Source organism: Burkholderia sp. Ac-20392 (assembly GCF_017104585.1).
GTDB lineage: Bacteria > Pseudomonadota > Gammaproteobacteria > Burkholderiales > Burkholderiaceae > Burkholderia > Burkholderia lata.
Genome location: NZ_JAAGPB010000145.1, coordinates 1 through 17,916, shown reverse-complemented (window position 1 = coordinate 17,916; position 17,916 = coordinate 1). Strand labels below are relative to the sequence as shown.

General features: G+C 67.1%; 19 protein-coding genes. 10 read left to right on the top strand and 9 right to left on the bottom strand.

Annotated elements, in window-relative coordinates; all coding sequences use genetic code 11:
- The 3 genes from G3N99_RS17655 to G3N99_RS17645 form a co-directional block, all read left to right on the top strand.
- Positions 1-342 (top strand): AraC family transcriptional regulator (locus tag G3N99_RS17655; protein WP_206123048.1); only part of this gene is annotated, 342 nt, incomplete at its 5' end.
- 194 nt (positions 343-536) lie between these two features.
- Positions 537-1,505 carry a DMT family transporter gene (locus G3N99_RS17650; RefSeq protein WP_241011703.1) on the top strand — a complete coding sequence of 323 codons (969 nt, stop codon included), beginning with the start codon at positions 537-539 and terminating at the stop codon, positions 1,503-1,505.
- 200 nt (positions 1,506-1,705) lie between these two features.
- Entirely contained in the window at positions 1,706-2,254 is a 549-nt protein-coding gene (locus tag G3N99_RS17645; RefSeq protein ID WP_206123046.1) for a permease, read from the top strand.
- A gap of 97 nt (positions 2,255-2,351) precedes the next feature.
- On the opposite strand, the gene G3N99_RS17640 is transcribed toward G3N99_RS17645, so the two are convergent.
- Positions 2,352-2,486: an entericidin A/B family lipoprotein gene (locus G3N99_RS17640; protein ID WP_009688930.1), complete on the bottom strand. Its 135-nt coding sequence runs from the start codon at positions 2,484-2,486 to the stop codon at positions 2,352-2,354.
- A 233-nt stretch (positions 2,487-2,719) separates the two neighbouring features.
- Here G3N99_RS17640 and G3N99_RS17635 point away from each other — a divergent pair, with 233 nt between their 5' ends.
- A complete protein-coding gene (locus tag G3N99_RS17635; protein ID WP_011354504.1) occupies positions 2,720-4,015 on the top strand; it encodes an aspartate carbamoyltransferase in 1,296 nt (431 codons plus the stop codon).
- Between the two features lie 110 nt (positions 4,016-4,125).
- On the opposite strand, the gene G3N99_RS17630 is transcribed toward G3N99_RS17635, so the two are convergent.
- Positions 4,126-4,545: a type II toxin-antitoxin system VapC family toxin gene (locus G3N99_RS17630; protein ID WP_206123045.1), complete on the bottom strand. Its 420-nt coding sequence runs from the start codon at positions 4,543-4,545 to the stop codon at positions 4,126-4,128.
- Positions 4,542-4,781: an Arc family DNA-binding protein gene (locus G3N99_RS17625; RefSeq protein ID WP_122947612.1), complete on the bottom strand. Its 240-nt coding sequence runs from the start codon at positions 4,779-4,781 to the stop codon at positions 4,542-4,544. Before G3N99_RS17625 ends, G3N99_RS17630 begins: the two co-directional genes overlap by 4 nt.
- Before the next feature lie 323 nt (positions 4,782-5,104).
- Here G3N99_RS17625 and G3N99_RS17620 point away from each other — a divergent pair, with 323 nt between their 5' ends.
- The 6 genes from G3N99_RS17620 to G3N99_RS17595 all read left to right on the top strand — a co-directional run bounded on the left by G3N99_RS17620 (position 5,105) and on the right by G3N99_RS17595 (position 10,817).
- The gene (locus tag G3N99_RS17620; protein ID WP_206123044.1) at positions 5,105-7,348 is read left to right on the top strand and encodes a TonB-dependent siderophore receptor; all 2,244 of its coding nucleotides are present in this window, start codon (positions 5,105-5,107) and stop codon (positions 7,346-7,348) included.
- 3 nt (positions 7,349-7,351) lie between these two features.
- Positions 7,352-8,119: a tetratricopeptide repeat protein gene (locus G3N99_RS17615; RefSeq protein WP_206123043.1), complete on the top strand. Its 768-nt coding sequence runs from the start codon at positions 7,352-7,354 to the stop codon at positions 8,117-8,119.
- A complete protein-coding gene (locus tag G3N99_RS17610; protein ID WP_206123042.1) occupies positions 8,116-8,799 on the top strand; it encodes a Fe2+-dependent dioxygenase in 684 nt (227 codons plus the stop codon). The genes G3N99_RS17615 and G3N99_RS17610 overlap by 4 nt, the downstream gene beginning before the upstream one ends.
- Positions 8,800-9,064: 265 nt before the next feature.
- The gene (locus tag G3N99_RS17605; RefSeq protein ID WP_206123041.1) at positions 9,065-9,784 is read left to right on the top strand and encodes a M15 family metallopeptidase; all 720 of its coding nucleotides are present in this window, start codon (positions 9,065-9,067) and stop codon (positions 9,782-9,784) included.
- 103 nt (positions 9,785-9,887) lie between these two features.
- On the top strand, positions 9,888-10,472 hold the full coding sequence (locus tag G3N99_RS17600; protein ID WP_174986313.1) for a nucleotidyltransferase family protein: 585 nt from the start codon (positions 9,888-9,890) through the stop codon (positions 10,470-10,472).
- 198 nt (positions 10,473-10,670) lie between these two features.
- Entirely contained in the window at positions 10,671-10,817 is a 147-nt protein-coding gene (locus tag G3N99_RS17595) for a hypothetical protein (protein ID WP_166896045.1), read from the top strand.
- A gap of 67 nt (positions 10,818-10,884) precedes the next feature.
- Here G3N99_RS17595 and G3N99_RS17590 read toward each other — a convergent pair whose 3' ends face one another.
- From G3N99_RS17590 to G3N99_RS17565, 6 genes are all read right to left on the bottom strand, one after another.
- Positions 10,885-11,643, bottom strand: a complete 759-nt coding sequence (locus G3N99_RS17590) for an SDR family oxidoreductase (protein ID WP_206123040.1) — start codon at positions 11,641-11,643, stop codon at positions 10,885-10,887.
- Positions 11,640-13,187: an FGGY-family carbohydrate kinase gene (locus G3N99_RS17585; protein WP_206123039.1), complete on the bottom strand. Its 1,548-nt coding sequence runs from the start codon at positions 13,185-13,187 to the stop codon at positions 11,640-11,642. Before G3N99_RS17585 ends, G3N99_RS17590 begins: the two co-directional genes overlap by 4 nt.
- 29 nt (positions 13,188-13,216) lie before the next feature.
- Positions 13,217-14,305, bottom strand: coding sequence for an alcohol dehydrogenase catalytic domain-containing protein (locus tag G3N99_RS17580; protein ID WP_174937060.1), 1,089 nt, complete (start codon positions 14,303-14,305; stop codon positions 13,217-13,219).
- A 46-nt stretch (positions 14,306-14,351) separates the two neighbouring features.
- Positions 14,352-15,365 (bottom strand): ABC transporter permease, encoded by a 1,014-nt coding sequence (locus G3N99_RS17575; RefSeq protein WP_174980697.1) that lies wholly within the window; start codon positions 15,363-15,365, stop codon positions 14,352-14,354.
- Positions 15,352-16,872 carry a sugar ABC transporter ATP-binding protein gene (locus G3N99_RS17570; RefSeq protein ID WP_206123038.1) on the bottom strand — a complete coding sequence of 507 codons (1,521 nt, stop codon included), beginning with the start codon at positions 16,870-16,872 and terminating at the stop codon, positions 15,352-15,354. Before G3N99_RS17570 ends, G3N99_RS17575 begins: the two co-directional genes overlap by 14 nt.
- A 62-nt stretch (positions 16,873-16,934) precedes the next feature.
- On the bottom strand, positions 16,935-17,879 hold the full coding sequence (locus G3N99_RS17565; RefSeq protein ID WP_206123037.1) for a substrate-binding domain-containing protein: 945 nt from the start codon (positions 17,877-17,879) through the stop codon (positions 16,935-16,937).
- Positions 17,880-17,916: the final 37 nt, after the last annotated feature.

Below are 17,916 nucleotides of genomic sequence, written 5' to 3'. Positions count from 1 at the left end.
GCGAACCGCACGCTGCCGCCGGCGGGCGTCGCACCGGCGATCCGCATCGCCCGGGAACGGCTCGACACGGCGCCGGCCGCCCCCGTTTCGCTCGCCGAGCTGGCCGACCTGAGCGGCGTCAGCCGCTTCCAGCTGCTGCGCGGGTTTGCCCGCGAGCTCGGCATCACACCGCACGCGTACCTGATCCAGTCGCGTGCGCGGCTGGCGCGCGCGCTGCTCGCCAGCGGCCTGCCGATCGCCGATGCCGCGGCCGAAGCCGGCTTTGCCGATCAGAGCCACCTGACGCGTGCGTTCGCCCGCCAGTTCGGGATCACGCCGGGGCGGTTCACGCAGGCCGATTGACACCGCCGTCTTCCCGCGCGACGGCTGCCAGACACGCAGCCCCTTTGAAGGCGCGGCCACATCGCAGTGACCGCAGCAGCAGCCGATGCCCGTGGCGCAACCATGCCGAGTCCCGCACGCCGCACTCGACACCCTCGCGCACGCTGCAATTTCGTTCAAGACGCGCACGGCCGTCGTACGCGACGATGCGGCGCATGAATACACGACTGATTGGCTATCTCTATCTCGCCGCCGCGATGGCGGGCGTCGGCAGCACCGTCATCGCGAGCCGTCTCGCGGCCGGTGGCCTGCCGCCGTTCGCGGCCACGACGCTGCGCTTCCTGATCGCGACACCGCTGCTGTTCGCGCTGATGCGGGCGCAGCGAATGCGCTGGCCGCGCATCTCCACGCGCGACGCCGTGCTGCTCGTCATCCAGGCGGCAGCGGGCGGTGTCGGTTATACGGTGCTGCTGATCTGTGGCACGAAGCTGTCGTCACCACTCGATGCGGGCGTGATGCTCGGTACGCTGCCCGCGATGTCGACGCTGATCGCGGCCGTCGTGCTGCGCGAGCGGCAGACACCGCGCGACTGGGTGGCCGCCGCGCTCGCCACGGCCGGCGTGCTGTTCGTCACGTTCGCGCCCGGCCAGGCGTTGCCGTCGCTCCGCACGCTGGCCGGCGATGCGCTGGTGCTGGCCGCCGTCGCGTGCGAAGCCGTATTCATCCTGCTCAACCGGCGGCTTGCCGCACCGTTGCCGCCGCTGGCGCTGTCCACTGCGATGTCCGGCCTCGGCTTCGTGCTCGCACTCGTACCGGCCGCGTTCGAATGGCACGCGATGGCGACCGGCTGGACCGTGGGCGCCGTGTCGGCGATCGTCTACTACGCGCTGGTGCCGACCGTGCTCGGCTACCTGTGCTGGTACGCGGGTTCGGCGCGCACGAGCGGCACCGAGGCCGCCCTGTTCACGGCAGTCGCGCCGGTTTCGGCGGTGCTGTTCGCCGTCGCGCTGTTCGGCGAAACGCTCAACGGCACGCGTATCGCGGGTATCGCGCTCGTCGTCGCCGGCATGCTCGTCGGCGCGACGCGGCGGCGCGAACCGCCAACAGAAGCACGCAATACGCATCCGGTGAATCCCGGCCGGCCAGCCAGCCCCGCGCCCGCCGCGCAGACCACCGTTGACTGACTCACGCTCATCGCAACATCGCGAAACCGGTGGCGGCTCCACCCCACCCCCTGGCCTGTCGATCCCCATGCTCCCGCCATTCAGCCGGCGATTGTAGGAATGTGTCCGCGCACCGCAAAACCGTTGCGCACCACCCCGCAAGATGCAATATTCGCGTGGCCGGGACCTTTGACAACCATCGAACAACAATCCGCCACGCAATGAACAAGAAGGAAGCCAAAACAAGAATCGCGGTGCTGCTCGCCGCGGGAACGAGGAAGGCCGATGCACTGGCCGAACTGTCCGGACAGGGACTCAAGGATCGCGTGCTCGCGCACCTGATCGCGTCGCGCCCCGATCCCGAACGCTGCCGCAAGAACAAGCTGCACATCCGGATCCTGATCGCGCTCGGCATCGCCCAGCTCGCGATCAGCCTCTTGCTCGCGTACAACTTCTTCGCCACCGGCGCCGGCAACGGCCTCGTGCTGGTGTTCCTCGCGTTGGCCGTGCCGCTGTCGCTGCTGTTCATCTGGGGCTTTGCAACCAATCGTGTCGGCGCGTACCACGCGTTCATCGTGCTGTCGCTGCTGCAACTGCCGAAGACCATCGCCGAACTCGGACGCGATCCGTCGACCGCGCTGCCGAGCCTCGCGATCACGGTCCTGCTGGTGGGCTATGTCTGGTTCGTCCGCAACCGCCTGTTCCCCGACTACGGCTGGCTTACGCCGCGCAAGGTCGAAGGCCGTTACGCGTTCGTCGAGCAGGCCTGACGCCACTGGCATCGAGCGTCGGCCGCAAAAAAAAGCGCCGGGCCGCCCTGCAATCGCGGGACGGCCCGGCGCTTTCCGCATTCCGGAACCGGTCGGCTTACTTCGCCTTTTCAGCCGTATCGCTGATCGCCTGGCCACCCTTCGAAATGTCTTGTCCCATGCCGGCGACCGTGTTGCAACCGGCGAGCGCGGCGGTCACCACCAGCAGCATTGCAGCAATCGTACGCGTCATTCTCATTCTCCTTGGAATCAACAAGCCCGACGGGCGAATCGTATGCGGCGTGGCGCCCGGCAAGATGCAGGGCACGGGGCCTGACCTGATTATACGGAGACGGCCGCCGCGCGCCAGTACGAACCCGCCGCCTGTCACACGGGCCACCCAGCCGGTTCGCGCAGATTTTCCTTGACTTCAACGCGCCAGGAACTAATATACGCATCGCGTATATTTTTAGTCAGGAGCCGCCGATGACCGTTCCCCAGCAAGCCTTCCTCCGCGACGCCATGCGCCGCCTCAACATGACGCGCGAAGCGTTCGCGAGCCGCATCGGCGTGAGCCGGCGCGCGCTGGATACCTGGCTGCTGCCGGACGACTCGCAGGAATCGCGCGGGATGCCCGAGATCGTCGAGCGCTTCGTGTCGGAAATCGTCGAGCGCTCGGTACCGGAAGGCGGCGGATATACGCAAAGCGTAGATAATCAGGGGCTCGCCAAGCAGTTCTTTTTCGAAGGCAAGCCGCAACTGCTGTCGGTCGACCAGTTCTCGCGGGAATCGGTCGAGGCGCTGTTTCGCGTGGCCGACGTGATGCAGCCGATCGCGCGCCGCCACAAGATTTCGCGCGTGCTGGAAGGCGCCGTGCTCGGCAACCTGTTCTTCGAGGCCAGCACCCGTACGCGCGTGTCGTTCGGCGCCGCCTTCTGCCGGCTCGGCGGCTCGGTGTGCGACACGACGGGCTTCACGTTCTCGTCGATGGCCAAGGGCGAATCGATCTACGACACGAGCCGCGTGATGGCCGGCTACGTCGACGCACTCGTGATCCGCCATCCGGAGAAAGGCTCGGTGGCCGAGTTTGCGCGCGCGACCAACCTGCCCGTGATCAACGGCGGCGACGGCCCCGGCGAGCACCCGAGCCAGGCGCTGCTGGATCTCTATACGATCCAGCGCGAATTCTCGCGGCTCGGCAAGATCGTCGACGGCGCGCACATCGCGCTGGTCGGCGACCTCAAATACGGCCGCACCGTGCACTCGCTCGTCAAGCTGCTCGCGCTGTACCGCGGGCTCAAGTTCACGCTCGTGTCGCCGCCGACGCTCGAGATGCCGGCCTATATCGTCGACCAGATCGCGACGAACGGCCACGTGATCGAACAGACGACCGACCTCGCGGCCGGGTTGCGCGGCGCGGACGTCGTCTATGCGACGCGGATCCAGAAGGAGCGCTTCACCGACGAGTCGTTCGAAGGCTACACGCCGGATTTCCAGATCAACCAGGCGCTCGTCGATACGGTGTGCAAACCGGACACGCTGATCATGCACCCGCTGCCGCGCGACAGCCGGCCCGGTGCGAACGACCTGTCGGTCGACCTGAACCGCGACCCGCGCCTCGCGATCTTCCGCCAGACCGACAACGGCATTCCGGTGCGGATGGCGATCTTCGCGGTGCTGCTCGGCGTCGAGAACCTCGTCCAGCACTCGATGCGCGACGCGACGTGGCGCCCGCCCGCGTATCTCGGGCCGGAGGACGCGGTGTTTCACGGGGTCGATTGAGAAGGAGCAGCGGGGCGCGGCCAGTCAGGCGCCCCTACGTTCAACGGAAAGCGCGCCCGGCAGCCCGGCGCGCTTTTTTTACGCGCGGTGGAAAGATGGGCAATCGGCGCCTAGGACGCCCATGGATCAATCACCCGCAGGCCGACCGCCTCGAATGGCGCGACGTCGCGCGTCGCAATGATCAATCCGTTCGCCTCGGCCGTCGCGGCGATAAAAACATCGGCAGGCGCGATCGCACTGCCTAAGGTACGCGCACGCGCTCGAATGCTTGCATACGCTTTGCTCGCCGCATCGTCGAACGGCAGAATCCTGCCGCGAAACAGCGGCACGACGCGCTGCTCGATGCTTTGATGAAGCCAGTCGCGCCTGCGCCCTTCCGGCAGTGCCGCCACGCCGAAGCGCATTTCGCCGAGACTGATCGCGGCAAGAAACAACGTTTCGACGTTCTGGGCATCGAGCCACTCGATCACGGCTGCGCTCGGCTCGCGCCTCAGCGGCTCGGACATCACGTTCGTATCAACAAGGATCATTCGAAGCTCATCGGGTCGGTTAGCGTTTTGTCGCGCTGAACGTCGAATTCGACGCCGCCCGCCTCCCGTCCGATTTCCGCCAGCAGTGTCCCAAGCTTCAGCCTGCCACCAGGCAGAACGGCCTGCTCGAGGATGTCACGCACCTCGGCTTCCGTACTGCGCCCATGCTGGGCCGCGCGGATTCGGAGCGCACGGTGCACTTCATCAGGCAGATTTCGAACGGTAATCACGGGCATGATGCACCTCACCACATTTGCTTTCAATGCTGTCATATTAGCACCTTGATGTCATGGCGGGTGATCCGCGACAGAACCACTCTAACCCGCCCGACAAGCCCGCCACACCTGGCCTTTCGGCCATCAACCACCACCCCGCACGCCTCGCAACCACTCCGCCACATTCCTCAACAATTTCCCAACAAACGCGAACAAGAACGCTTCTCATTTAAGTTGAAATTACATAGAATGCCGCCTGAAAACAAATCGTAATAATTCCCGGCGGCATGCACATTTCCGCAGCGCGCTGCCCCCGGGGCCACACCGCGAGGTCGAAGCGCACCATGAAGTCACGTTCCGACGAGCTGAAGCTCGGCAAATTCACCACCCTGTGCAGCGTGCTCGCCGCGAGCCCCGCGTTCGCGGCGGACGGCACGCCGCCGCCCGCCCCGGCCGGCACCGAAGGCCATCTCGCGCCGATCGAGGTCCAGGGCAAGGCCGAGCACAGCTACAAGGCCGACTTCTCCGCTTCCGCGAAATTCACCGCGCCGCTCGTCGACACGCCGAAATCCGTCACCGTGATCCCGCAGGAACTGATCCAGAACAGCGGCGCGTCGACGCTGACCGAAGCGCTGCGCACCGTGCCCGGCATCACGTTCGGCGCCGGCGAAGGCGGCAACCCGCTCGGCGATCGTCCGTTCATCCGTGGCTACGACACGCAGGGCAGCATGTTCGTCGACGGCATGCGCGACACCGGCGCGACGACGCGCGAGATCTTCAACACCGAGCGCATCGAGATCACCAAGGGTTCCGACGGCGCGTACGGCGGCCGCGGCGGCGCGGGCGGCAGCATCAACCTGATCACGAAGGCCCCGCACCTCGGCACCACCGCCGCTGCGAGCGCGGGCCTCGGCACCGACCGCTATCGCCGCTTCACGGCCGACGGCAACTGGCAGTTCGCCGATCACGCCGCGTTCCGGCTGAACCTGATGAGCCACAACAACGACGTCGCCGGCCGCGACGCGGTGAACAACGAGCGCTGGGGCGTCGCGCCGTCGATCGCGTTCGGCCTCGGCACGTCGACGCGCGTCGTCGCGAGCTACTACCACCTGTCCACCGACGACCTGCCCGACGGCGGCATCCCGTACTACTACGGCTTCAATCTCCCGAAGGGCGTCGCCACCGACGGCCCGGCGCCCGTCGACCGCCACAACTTCTACGGCCTGACCAACCGCGATTTCCGCAAGACGACGTCGGACATCAGCACGCTCAAGATCGAGCACGACATCACGTCGTCGCTGACGATCCGCAACACCACGCGCTACACGGAATCGACCCAGGACTACATCTGGACGCAGCCCGACGACAGCCAGGGCAACGTGGTCAACGGCAAGGTCTGGCGACGCGCGAACACCCGCAACAGCTCGATCAACAGCATCGCGAACCAGACCGAGCTGTTCGGCGAATTCCGCACCGGCCCGTTCAAGCACAGCTTCACGACCGGCATCGAGCTGTCGCGCGAATGGGGCAAGCGCGACACGTACAACGTCGCCGCCGCGAACGGCAAGATCTGCCAGAACGGCATCGGCGCGGCGTCGGGCTACAACTGCACGAGCCTGTGGTCGCCGAATCCGAACGACCCGTGGGCCGGCTCGATCACGCGCAACAACGACTACTCGCGTGCCCGCACCGTGACGAAATCGATCTACGGCTTCGACACGATCGAGATCACGCCGCGCTGGCAGGTCAACGGCGGCGTGCGCATCGACGACTACTCGACCCGCTTCACCGACACCAAGGCCAACGGCGGCAAGACCACCACGCGCGACGACACGCTCGTGAACTGGCAAGCCGGCCTCGTGTTCAAGCCCGCGCAGAACGGCAGCATCTATGCGTCGTACGCGACGTCGTCGACGCCGGCCGGGATGATGCTCGGCGAAGGCAGCGAATCGCAGTCGCTCACGCCGGGCCGCGGCGGCGTCGGCTCGAACGCCGATCAGCTGTCGCCGGAGAAGAACCGCAGCATCGAACTCGGCACGAAGTGGAACGTGCTGAACGACAAGCTCGCGCTGACCGCCGCGCTGTTCCAGATCGACACGACGAACGCACGCGTGACGCTGCCGAACAACCAGTACGCGATGGTCGGCAACAAGCGCGTGCAGGGCCTGGAACTCGGCGTCGCAGGCCAGATCACGAAGCAATGGCAACTGTTCGGCGGCTACACGTACATGAAGAGCGAGCTGCGCGACAACGGCAAGGACTCGGCGAACAACGGCAACCAGTTCCCGAACACGCCGAAGCACAGCTTCACGATGTGGTCGAACTACGACGTGACGCCGAAGTTCACCGTCGGCGGCGGCGCGTTCTACATGTCGCAGGTGTTCGGCGATACCGCGAACCAGCACGCAGTGCCGTCGTACTGGCGCTTCGATGCCATGGCGCAGTACCGCATCAACAAGAAGCTCGATCTGCAGCTGAACGTGAACAACCTGTTCAACCGCACCTACTTCGACCAGGCGTATCCGGCGCACTACGCGTCGATCGCACCGGGCCGCTCGGCGTTCGTCACGCTGAACGCGCGCTACTGATCGATGGAGGCCGTGTCGCTGAAGGCGCTCGCGTCGGTTTCGCCGCGCGAGTTCGCCGACATCCTGGCCGGGCCGCCCGAGCGCGCCGCCGCGTGGGTCGCGGCGGCGGCCGACAACGGCATCGTCGATGCGCAGGCCGTCTACGGGCAATACCTGCTCGACGGGCACGGCGTCGCGCGCGATCCCGCGGCCGCGTTCAACTGGTTCCGGCACGCGGCGCGCGCCGGCCACGCGATGGCGATGAACATGCTCGGCCGCTGCTACGAATTCGGCTGGGGCACGGCCGCGTGCGCGCCCGTCGCCGTGTACTGGTACCGGCTCGCCGCGCAGGCGGGGCTCGACTGGGGCATGTACAACTACGCGACGGCGCTCGCGCTCGGCAACGGCGTCGACGAAGATCGCGCCGATGCGCTCGACTGGTTCCAGCGTGCGGCCGCACTCGGCCATGCGAAATCGATCAACCTGATCGGCGGCTTTTACGAGGACGGCTGGGTCGTACCGGTCGACCCCGACGCCGCGTTCGACCACTATCGCCGCGCCGCCGTGGCCGGCGATTTCCGCGGCCAGTTCAACCTTGCGCGGCTGCTCGCCGAGCGCGGGCAGATCGACGACGCGCTCGTGTGGCTCGCGCGCGTGCCGGCCACCGCTACCCCCGCGTTCGTCGCGAAGATGCGCGCGTATCTCGCGTCGTCGCCGATCGACGCGTTTCGTGCGGCGGCGCTGCAGTTGCCATCACAGCCGCAGCCTCACTGCATGGAATCCGCATCATGATGCTTCATATCCCCGGCGTACTGACGAAAGCGCAGGTCGCGCAATGCCGCGATCTGCTCGATGCAGCCGAATGGGTCGACGGCAATGCGACGTCCGGCACGCAGTCGGCGCTCGCGAAACGCAACCGGCAATTGCCTGAAGGCGCGCCGGCCGCACGCGCGGTGGGCGACGCGATCCAGGACGCGCTCGCACGCCATCCGCTGTTCTTCTCGGCGGCGCTGCCGCTCAAGGTGTTTCCGCCGCTGTTCAATCGCTACGAAGGTGGCGAGACGTTCGGCACGCATGTCGACAACGCGATCCGGCTGCTGCGCGGCACGGATTTCCGCGTGCGCAGCGATCTGTCCGCGACGCTGTTCCTTGAAGAACCCGATGCATACGACGGCGGCGAGCTGTGTGTCGAGGATACGTACGGCACGCATCGCGCGAAGCTGCCGGCGGGCGACCTCGTGCTGTATCCGGCATCGAGCCTGCATCACGTCACACCCGTGACGCGCGGCGAGCGCGTCGCATCGTTCTTCTGGATCCAGAGCATGGTGCGCGACGACGGCGACCGCACGCTGCTGTTCCAGCTCGATACGCAGATTCAGGCGCTTTCCGCCGAGAAAGGCGCGAAGGACCCGATGGTCATTTCATTGACGGGGATTTATCACAACCTGTTGCGGAAGTGGGCGGATGCGTAGCCAACGGAGTGCCACCCAGCCGTTGGACGTATTGCGCGGCTCGGTCTTGCACTACGACGCCCCCGTCGATCCAATCGAGGAAAGCGCCCGGGAAGCGCCGCAACGCGCCCCCCGAAACGAAGGCGTCCACGCAGACACGTCCATCGAGACGCTCGGATAAGCACGCACGCGCCGCAGCGAAAACCGCGACGCATCCTCCGCCGGACTCTGGCATATTGGCGATTCGTCTGACAAAAACCACATCGGCCGACTTCCCCGCCGGCTCGTGGCCCACATCCGTCATTGCGCCACTTCGTCCACTATCGTGATTTCGCTCTCCGATCCCGTTGTCCGGTCGATTGCCCTGCTGGAATCGCACGAAGGGTTTGTCGATCTCGCAGGCTTCCATGACCGCATCGCCGTCGATCTCGGTCGCCGCGATATCAAGAGCAGAAGCCCGCATTTCCTGAAAGTACGCCGTGGCGTGGCAGACCGGCTGATTGCCGCTGCGCACGCGCTCCCCGCCGCCCTGCGCCTGTACGTCAAGGAGGGCTATCGCCCGCTGGCCCTGCAGCGCGACTACTTCTCCACGCACCTCGCGCACCTGCGCCGCACGCTGAATCCGCTGCCGGACGAAGACGCGCTGATCGCACTCACGAGCCACTACGTCGCCCCGCCGGAAGTCGCCGCGCATCCGACGGGCGCAGCCGTCGACCTGACACTGATCTCGGCGGAAGGCATCGAGCTCGACATGGGCTGCGTCATGAACGCCACCGACCAGAAATCATCCGGCGCGTGCTACACGCACAACCCGTTCATCAGCCGGGCAGCAGCCCGCAACCGCCAGATACTGATCGCCGCGCTGACGGGCGCCGGCTTCACCAATTACCCATCGGAATGGTGGCATTGGTCGTTCGGCGATCGCTATTGGGCCGTGATGCACGATCAATCGCACGCGATCTACGGCCCCGTCGAGGAAAACATGCTCGACGAAGCCGCGCGCTGACATTCTTTCCGACGAAACGCGCCCGCCTCGGTAACATCCTCACTTGTCGATCCCTGCCCGCTCCCGCACAATCCCAGCACCTGCATCACTCTCCCCCGCGCCGATGTCCTATGCGTCACTCGCCACCGGCGTCCTCCTCGCCGGCGGCCTTGGTCAACGCTTCGACCCGAGCGGCCTGCAAAGCAAGCTTCTCGCGCTGCTTCCCGACGGCACGCCGGTTGCGGTTGCGGCCGCCCGCCATCTCGCGGCGGCCACGGCCGACGTGATCGCCGTCGTGCGCCCCGGTGCCGAAAAACTCGCGATGCTGCTGAACGAAGCCGGCTGCCATGTCGTCTATGCGCCCGATGCCATGCGCGGCATGGGCGCAAGCCTCGCGGCCGGCGTGCGCGCGACGCCCGACGCGAACGGCTGGCTCGTCGCACTTGGCGACATGCCGTGGATCGCGGCTTCCACCTACGAAACGGTCACGCGCGCGCTCGACGCCGACGACGCGTCGATCGTCGCACCTGCGCATCGCGGCGTGCGCGGCCATCCGGTCGGGTTCGCCGCGCACCACTTCGATGCACTCGCCGCGCTCGACGGCGACACCGGCGCCCGCGCGCTGTTCGCCAGCGCACCGGTCAGGCTGCTCGACGTCGCCGATCCCGGTATCGTGCGCGACGTCGATACGCCGGCGGATTTGCGCTGACTGTCGCCGCGCAAAGGCGCACGGTGCAATCCGTGCATGGCCCGCTCCGCGCGCAGCAGCAGCCTGCACGAAAACCGCCCGTGCACGGATCGCACCGACCACACACCACCCGCCGCCACAATCCCGCTGCAAACGCACGCCCGATTGGCTATAACGGAGACGAGGCGCCACCGCCGTCACGCACCGAGCGAGCTCTCCATGACCGATCACACGACCCCGACGCCCGAGCCACCGGCCGACCCGAACCGCGACCCGGAAGACGATCCGTTATCGCCACCGTCGCCGGGCCATCATCACGACAATCCGCAGCAGCCGGACGGACCGCCGAGCAAGGATCCGGTTTAGCCGCAGGGCTGCCGCGCCGCGCATTCACCGCGGGTTCCCGTCATGCGCCGTCGTCGCATGACGCTGCCTAGCGCGCCGTATACCCGCCGTCGATCGGCAGCGACACACCGCTGACCATCGACGCCGCATCGCTCAGCAGGAACAGGATCGGTTCGACGACCTCGTCCGGCTCGGCAAATCGCCCGAGCGGAATCGCGGCCAGCATCGGCGCACGCTTTTCCGGTTCGCTCCACGCGAACTGCGCCATCGGCGTGAGCGTGACGGTCGGGTTCACACTGTTCACACGAATGCCGTGCGGCCCGAGTTCGATGCACAGCACGCGCGTGATCGCGTCCATCGCCGCCTTCGACGCGCAGTAACTCAGATGCGCGGGCAAGCCGACGAGCGCGGCCTGGCTCGATACGTTGACGATGTTGCCCCGCGCCTGCGCCGCGCCGCGTCCGTCACGCGCGATCATCTTCCGTGCGACGGCCCGTGCGACGAGCGCCGCGCCACGCGCATTGACGGCCATCACGCGATCGAAATGCGCGGCGCTCACTTCGAGCGCCGATTCGAGTGACGCAATCCCCGCGCAATTCACGAGGCCGTCGAACGCATCCTGCGCGGCGAGCGCCGCATCGATCGCCTGCTCGTCTCCACCGACATCGAGTCGCAACGTCTCGCACGCGGTCTCGCCGGCCAGCGCGTCGAGCGCGGCCATGTCGCGCCCGGCCGCGACGACCTGCGCGCCCGCCTGCGCCAGCGCGACCGCGCACGCGCGCCCGATTCCGCTCGACGCGCCCGTGACGAGCACCCGCGAACCGCCGAAATCGAATCGTGTCTTCATGATGGCGTGTGCAACCCGTGCATGATCGGTTTGAGCGCCGGATACAGCGCCGTGTAGAGCGCAAAGCGCGCCGCATAGGCTTTCGCGCGTTCGGCATCGGGCCGCGCACGCTCGACGAGCGTGACCCATCCGCCTTGCGCGTCGTCGTGCGACACGAGCCCTGCGCCGACGCCCGCGAGCAAGGCGGCCCCCATCGCGGCTTCGACGTCCTGCTCGATCGTCCACACCGGGAAGCCGGTCACGTCCGCGATGATCTGCATCCATAGCGCCGAATGCGCAGCCCCGCCCACGACGATCAGCCGGTCGTCGAGCGCAGCCGCGCCGCGGCGGCCAGCCTCGATGTTGTGCCGCAAGGCGAACGCGACGCCTTCGAGCACCGCGCGATACAGGTGCGCACGCGTATGCGCGAGACTCAGCCCGATGAATGCGCCGCTCGCCTTCGCGTCCCACACGGGGCTGCGCTCGCCCATCAGGTACGGCAGGAACAGCACGCCGTCGGCGCCCGGCGGCACGCTTTCGGCCGCTTCCTCGAGCAATACGTGCGGATCGCCGTGCGGCAGCAGGCGTGCCGCATCGATTTCCGCATGACAGAACTGGTCGCGAAACCACGCAACCGACGCGCCGGCCGTGATCGCGCCGCCGAACACGTACAGGTCGCGCTGCCCGTTGAACACATGCGGCATGCTGACGAGCCCGTGACGCGCATCGACGTGCCGGCTCACGTAGCCCCAGCACATGCTGGTGCCGATCATCGCGACATGCTGCCCCGCGCGCGTCGCGCCGGCCGCGAAGGTCGCGACGGCCGCATCGACGCCGCCCGCGACGACGGGCGTGCCGGCCGGCAGCCCGAGCTGCTCGGTCCATTGCGACAGTAGCCCGCCGACGATGTCCGTCGATTCGACGAGCCGCTCGGGCATCATCGTTGCGGGAATGCCGAGCATGTCGAGCGCATCGTCGGACCACTCGCGGCGCGCGACGTCGTACACGCCGCCGATATTGCCGGCCGAACTGTGATCGACCGCGATTTCGCCGGTCAGCAGGTAGATCACGTACGCGTTCGGCGGCAGGAAGTAGCGCACGTTCGCCCACACGTCCGGCCGCTGGTCCCGCAGCCACAGCATCTTCGTGAAGCCGTAATAGCTGTCGACGCCGTTGCCCGTGATCACGCGCAACCGCTCGACGTTCACGTTCGCGTTGACCCAGTCGACTTCCGCGGTCGCGCGCCGGTCCATCCAGATCAGGCACGGATGGAGCGGCCGCATGTCGATATCGACCGGAATGCCCGAGCCGCCGTACAGGCTGCCCACGCACACCGCGCGGATCGCATCGGCCGGCACGCCCTGCGCGCGCGCATCGCTCACGCAGCCCGCGATGCAGGTGAGCACGGCATCGAACCACACCTGCGGCCATTGCTCGGCCCACAGCGGGCGCGGCGTATCGGGCTGGTAGCCGGCCGAGCGCCGCGCGACGATCGTGCCGTGCCGGTCGACGAGCAGCGCCTTGGTGCTCTGCGTGCCGATATCGACGCCTATGACGTATTCCATGATGTCTCCGGTGAGGCGCGCGCCGGCCGTCAGCGGGCCGGCTTCAGCAGCACCTTGATCGATTCGGGCGATTTCGCGACGCGGATCGCGTCGTCCCAGTCCTCGAGCGCGAAATCGTGCGTGACGATGCCTTTCGACGTGACGAGCCCCCGCGCGAGCAGGTCGATCGCAATCGGATAGCAGTATGGCCCCAGGTGCGCACCGCGCACGTCGAGTTCCTTTCGATCGCCGATGATCGACCAGTCGACCGTCGCATCCTCGCCGAACACGCTGAACTCGACGAAGCGGCCGAGCTTGCGGATCAGGTCGAGCCCCTGGCTCACGCCGACCGGCGCACCGGTCGTCTCGATGTAGACGTCGCAGCCGTAGCCGTCGGTGAGCGACCTGACGATCTCGCGCGCGTCGTCGCGCTTCGGGTTGATCGTCACGTCCGCGCCGTACTCACGCGCGAGTTCGAGCCGTTCGTCGATCAGGTCGATCACGACGAGCTTCTTCGGCGTCTTCAGGTGCGCAACCTGCGTCATCATCAGCCCGAGTGGGCCCGCACCCGCGATCACGACCACATCGTCGAGCTGGAGATCGCCACGGTTCACCGTATGGATCGCACACGACAGCGGCTCGATGATCGCCGCATCTTCCAGCGACACGCCGAGCGGGATCTTGTGGACGATCGCGGTCGGCGGAATGCGCATGTACTCGGCCATCCCGCCGTCGGCCACCTCGCGCTGGAAGCCGAAGATGTTGTGCACTTCGCACATCCAGTACTGGCCCGACTTGCAATAGCGGCACTTGCCGCACGGCACGATCTGCTCGGCGATCACGCGATCGCCCACCGCCACGCCGAAGTGCTCGGCCGCGCCGTCGCCGAGCGCTTCGACGTAGCCGAAAAATTCGTGGCCGGGAATCACGGGCGCCTTCACCCACGGGCTCGGGCCGCCCCAGAACATCTTCGCGCCCGTATAGCACTTGCAGTCGCTCGCGCAGATTCCGCATGCGGCGATGCGGATCACGAGCTCGTTCGCGCCGGGGCGTGGCTTCGCGACCTGTTCGACGCGGTAGTCCTCGGGGCCGTGGCAAACGACCGCGGTCATCCGCGGCGGGGCTTCGGGTGTCGTCATGGGTTGTCTCTTTCGTTGATGATCTGGATGACTGATGAATCAATCGTTACCGCGACCGTTCGCGGCTGATGTAGATCGCGAGCAGGATGATTCCGCCCTTGATCACGTTCTGCACATACGGGTTCACGCCGATCATGTTCAGCCCGTTGTTGAGCACGCCGAGCAGCAGCGCGCCGACCAGCGTGCCGAGGATCGCGCCGCGCCCGCCGGAGATCGACGTGCCGCCCATCACGACGGCCGCGATCGCGTCGAGTTCGAAGCCCACGCCCGCGTTCGGCTGACCGCTCATCAGCCGCCCGGTCAGCACGATCGCGGCGAGCGCCGACGTGAGCCCGGCCAGCGTGTAGACGATCAGCTTCACGCGCGCGACGCGCACGCCGGTGAGCCGCGTCGCCTGTTCGTTGCCGCCGATCGCATACACGTAGCGGCCGAACGGCATCCGGTCGAGCAACAACCACGCGATGGCATAGACCACCAGCATGATCAGCACCGGCGCCTGGATGCCGAACACCTTGCCGCTGCCGAAGAATGCGACCCAGTCGGGCAAGCCGTCGATCGGATAGCCGCCCGTGTAGATCAGTGCGAGGCCGCGCGCGATGCCCATCGTCGCGAGCGTGACGATGATCGGCGGCATCCCGGCAAACGCGACGAACACGCCGTTCAGGAAGCCGAAACCGAGACCGACCGCGATGCCGATCGCGAGCGCGGCAACCGCGTTCACGCCCGCGACCATCAGCCCGGCCGCCAGCGTGCCCGACAGCGCCATCACCGAGCCGACCGACAGGTCGATCCCGCCGGTCAGGATCACGCAGGTCATGCCGACCGCGATGATCGCGTTGATCGACACCTGGCGCAGCACGTTCTCGAGGTTCGCGGCGGACAGGAAGCTCGGGCTCGCGATCATCATCGCGATGCACACGACGATCAGGCCGACGAGCGGATAGAACAGCGTCGAGCGCCGCAGCTGCGCCCACATCGCGCGTGGCGGCGGTGCGTCGCCGTTTCCGGCGGTAGCCGCGAGCGTCGTGGAAGGCGTGGAAGAAGAATCAGGCAGGTTCATGGGTCGCTCCTCGCGTGCCGGCCGTGGCATAGGTCATGACCGTGTCGGGATCGATCTCGTCGCCTTCGAGCGTCGCCTCGATGCGGCCCTGCCGGAACACGGCGACGCGATCGCACATGCCGACGATTTCCGGCAGCTCGGACGAGATCATGATGATGGCGTAGCCGCGCGCGGTGAGTTCGCGCATCAGCCCGTAGATTTCGGCTTTCGCGCCGACGTCGATGCCGCGGGTCGGCTCGTCGAAGATCAGCACCGACGTGTGATGGTTGAGCCAGCGCGCGATCACGACCTTCTGCTGGTTGCCGCCGGACAGCGTCGCGACCTCGGTGTGGATCGACGGCGCCTTCACGCCGACGCGCCGCATCACGTCATGCGTGGTACGCGCCTCGCCGCGACGGTCGATCAGCCAGCGCATCGACCGGTACTTGCCGAGGTTGTTCAGCGAGATGTTGTCGCGGATCGAGAACGACGTGACGAGCCCTTCCGTCTTGCGGCTTTCCGGCAGGATGCCGATGCCCGCGCGCAGCGCGTCGGCCGGATCGGCGAGCTTCGCCGCCGCGCCGCGCACGCGCACGTCCTTGCGATGCGCACGCGTCGCGCCGATCACCGCGAGCGCGGTTTCGGTGCGGCCCGAGCCGACCAGCCCGGCAAAGCCGAGAATCTCGCCGGCATGCAGCGTGAAGCGGTTCACCGGGCCGCCGCGTTCGATCTGCAGCTCGTTGACCTCCAGCACCCGCGGGGCATCGGCCGCGCGCGCCGGCTTCGGCGGAAAGCTGCTTTCGATCCGGCGGCCGACCATCATCCGCACGAGCTGTTCGACGTCCGTGCGCGCGACGTCGGTCGTCGCCACGTACTGGCCGTCGCGCAGCACCGTGATGCGGTCGCACACCGCGAAAATCTCGTCGAGGTGATGCGAGATGAAGATCATCGCGACGCCCTGCCGCTTCAGCTCGCGCATGATCGCGAACAGGTGCCCGGCCTCGGCCGGCGTGAGCGTGGCGGTCGGTTCGTCGAGAATCAGGATGCGCGCGTCGAGCGACAACGCCTTGCCGATCTCGACGAACTGTTGCTGCGCGACCGACAGCGCGCGGATCGGCGCATCGAGATCGATCGCCACGCCGAGCCGCGCGAAGATTGCGGCCGCCGCGTGACGCATCCGCTTGCGGTCGCGCGCGCCCCAGCGGTTGCGCAGCTCGCGGCCGAGGAACAGGTTGTCGACCGCGTCGAGGTGCGGGATCAGGCTGAATTCCTGGAACACGATGCCGACGCCCGCCGCGACCGCGTCGTGATAGTCCGCAAAATGGCGTGCGGCGCCGTCGATCTCGATCGTGCCGGCATCCGGCTGATGAATGCCGCACAGGATCTTCATCAGCGTCGACTTGCCCGCGCCGTTCTCGCCGAGCAGCGCGTGGATCTCGCCGCGCGCAATCTCCAGATCAATGTCGGACAGCGCCTTCACGCCCGGAAAGCTTTTCGTGATGTGGCTGAGCCTGAGTATCGTGTCCATCGGCTTCTCCGTGCGAAGGGCGCCGGCCGTGCCGCCGCCCTTCGCGTCGCATCGCACGTCGTTCACCAGCTGAAGCCCTTCGCGTTGCCGCGATCGACCACCTTCACGTCGACCGGAATCGCCTTCGGCACCGTCGCGCCCCACTTGCGCGCGATCGCGATGCCGAGCGCGATGCGCACCTGGTCGGCCGGGAACTGCGCCGTCGTCTCGATGAACTTCGAATTCGGCTTCTGGATCGCGGCGATTGCCTCGGGCGCGCCGTCGACGCTCGTCAGCTTGATGTCCTTGCCCGAGCTCTCGATCGCGGCGAGCGAGCCCATCGCGCCGCCGTCGTTCACGCTGAAGATGCCCTTCAGGTTCGGATGCGCGGAGATCATGTTCTCGGTCACCGACAGCGCGGTCGCGCGCTCCTGCTTGCCGTTCTGCGTATCGACCAGCTTCACGTTCGGGTATTTCGCGAGCCCGGCCTTGCAGCCGCGCACGCGTTCGAGAATCGGCACGACCGGGATGCCGTCGAGAATCGCGACTTCGCCGCTGCCGCCGATCGCCTTCGCGAGGTAGTCGCACGACATCACGCCCGCGTCGTAGTTCTTCGAGCCGACGAACGAATCGACCGGGCCGTTCGCGTTCGCATCGACCGCCACCACCACCGCGCCGGCCTTCTTCGCCTGCGTGATTGCCGACTGGATGCCGGTCGAATCGGTCGGGTTCACGAGCAGGATGTCGATCTTCTTCTGCAGCATGTCCTCGACGTCGCTCACCTGCTTGCTGACGTCGTGATGCGCGTCGGTGACGACGACCTGCGCGCCGATCGACGCGGCCGCGTCGTTCAACGCTTTCTGCATTGTCACGAAATACGGGTTGTTCAGCTCCTGGAACGTCATGCCGATGCGCAGCGGTGCGGCCTGCACGGCGGCGGCCGGCAGCCAGGCCGCGACGGCGAGCGCGGCAACCACCGCCATGCGGGCGGCGCGGCGGTGGAATGAAGCGGGCGATGCATGCGTCATGACGGTGTCTCCGGTTATAGGTGCAGCTTTTTCGTGG

Excerpts from the sequence above, each read along its gene's own strand:
- G3N99_RS17635 (WP_011354504.1), top strand. The coding sequence starts at position 2,720 with ATGACCGTTCCCCAGCAAGCCTTCCTCCGCGACGCCATGCGCCGCCTC.
- G3N99_RS17640 (WP_009688930.1), bottom strand. The coding sequence starts at position 2,486 with ATGACGCGTACGATTGCTGCAATGCTGCTGGTGGTGACCGCCGCGCTC.
- G3N99_RS17620 (WP_206123044.1), top strand. The coding sequence starts at position 5,105 with ATGAAGTCACGTTCCGACGAGCTGAAGCTCGGCAAATTCACCACCCTG.
- G3N99_RS17600 (WP_174986313.1), top strand. The coding sequence starts at position 9,888 with ATGTCCTATGCGTCACTCGCCACCGGCGTCCTCCTCGCCGGCGGCCTT.
- G3N99_RS17625 (WP_122947612.1), bottom strand. The coding sequence starts at position 4,781 with ATGCCCGTGATTACCGTTCGAAATCTGCCTGATGAAGTGCACCGTGCG.
- G3N99_RS17650 (WP_241011703.1), top strand. The coding sequence starts at position 537 with ATGAATACACGACTGATTGGCTATCTCTATCTCGCCGCCGCGATGGCG.
- G3N99_RS17590 (WP_206123040.1), bottom strand. The coding sequence starts at position 11,643 with ATGAAGACACGATTCGATTTCGGCGGTTCGCGGGTGCTCGTCACGGGC.
- G3N99_RS17570 (WP_206123038.1), bottom strand. The coding sequence starts at position 16,872 with ATGGACACGATACTCAGGCTCAGCCACATCACGAAAAGCTTTCCGGGC.
- G3N99_RS17585 (WP_206123039.1), bottom strand. The coding sequence starts at position 13,187 with ATGGAATACGTCATAGGCGTCGATATCGGCACGCAGAGCACCAAGGCG.
- G3N99_RS17580 (WP_174937060.1), bottom strand. The coding sequence starts at position 14,305 with ATGACGACACCCGAAGCCCCGCCGCGGATGACCGCGGTCGTTTGCCAC.
- G3N99_RS17645 (WP_206123046.1), top strand. The coding sequence starts at position 1,706 with ATGAACAAGAAGGAAGCCAAAACAAGAATCGCGGTGCTGCTCGCCGCG.
- G3N99_RS17630 (WP_206123045.1), bottom strand. The coding sequence starts at position 4,545 with ATGATCCTTGTTGATACGAACGTGATGTCCGAGCCGCTGAGGCGCGAG.
- G3N99_RS17595 (WP_166896045.1), top strand. The coding sequence starts at position 10,671 with ATGACCGATCACACGACCCCGACGCCCGAGCCACCGGCCGACCCGAAC.
- G3N99_RS17575 (WP_174980697.1), bottom strand. The coding sequence starts at position 15,365 with ATGAACCTGCCTGATTCTTCTTCCACGCCTTCCACGACGCTCGCGGCT.
- G3N99_RS17615 (WP_206123043.1), top strand. The coding sequence starts at position 7,352 with ATGGAGGCCGTGTCGCTGAAGGCGCTCGCGTCGGTTTCGCCGCGCGAG.
- G3N99_RS17610 (WP_206123042.1), top strand. The coding sequence starts at position 8,116 with ATGATGCTTCATATCCCCGGCGTACTGACGAAAGCGCAGGTCGCGCAA.
- G3N99_RS17565 (WP_206123037.1), bottom strand. The coding sequence starts at position 17,879 with ATGACGCATGCATCGCCCGCTTCATTCCACCGCCGCGCCGCCCGCATG.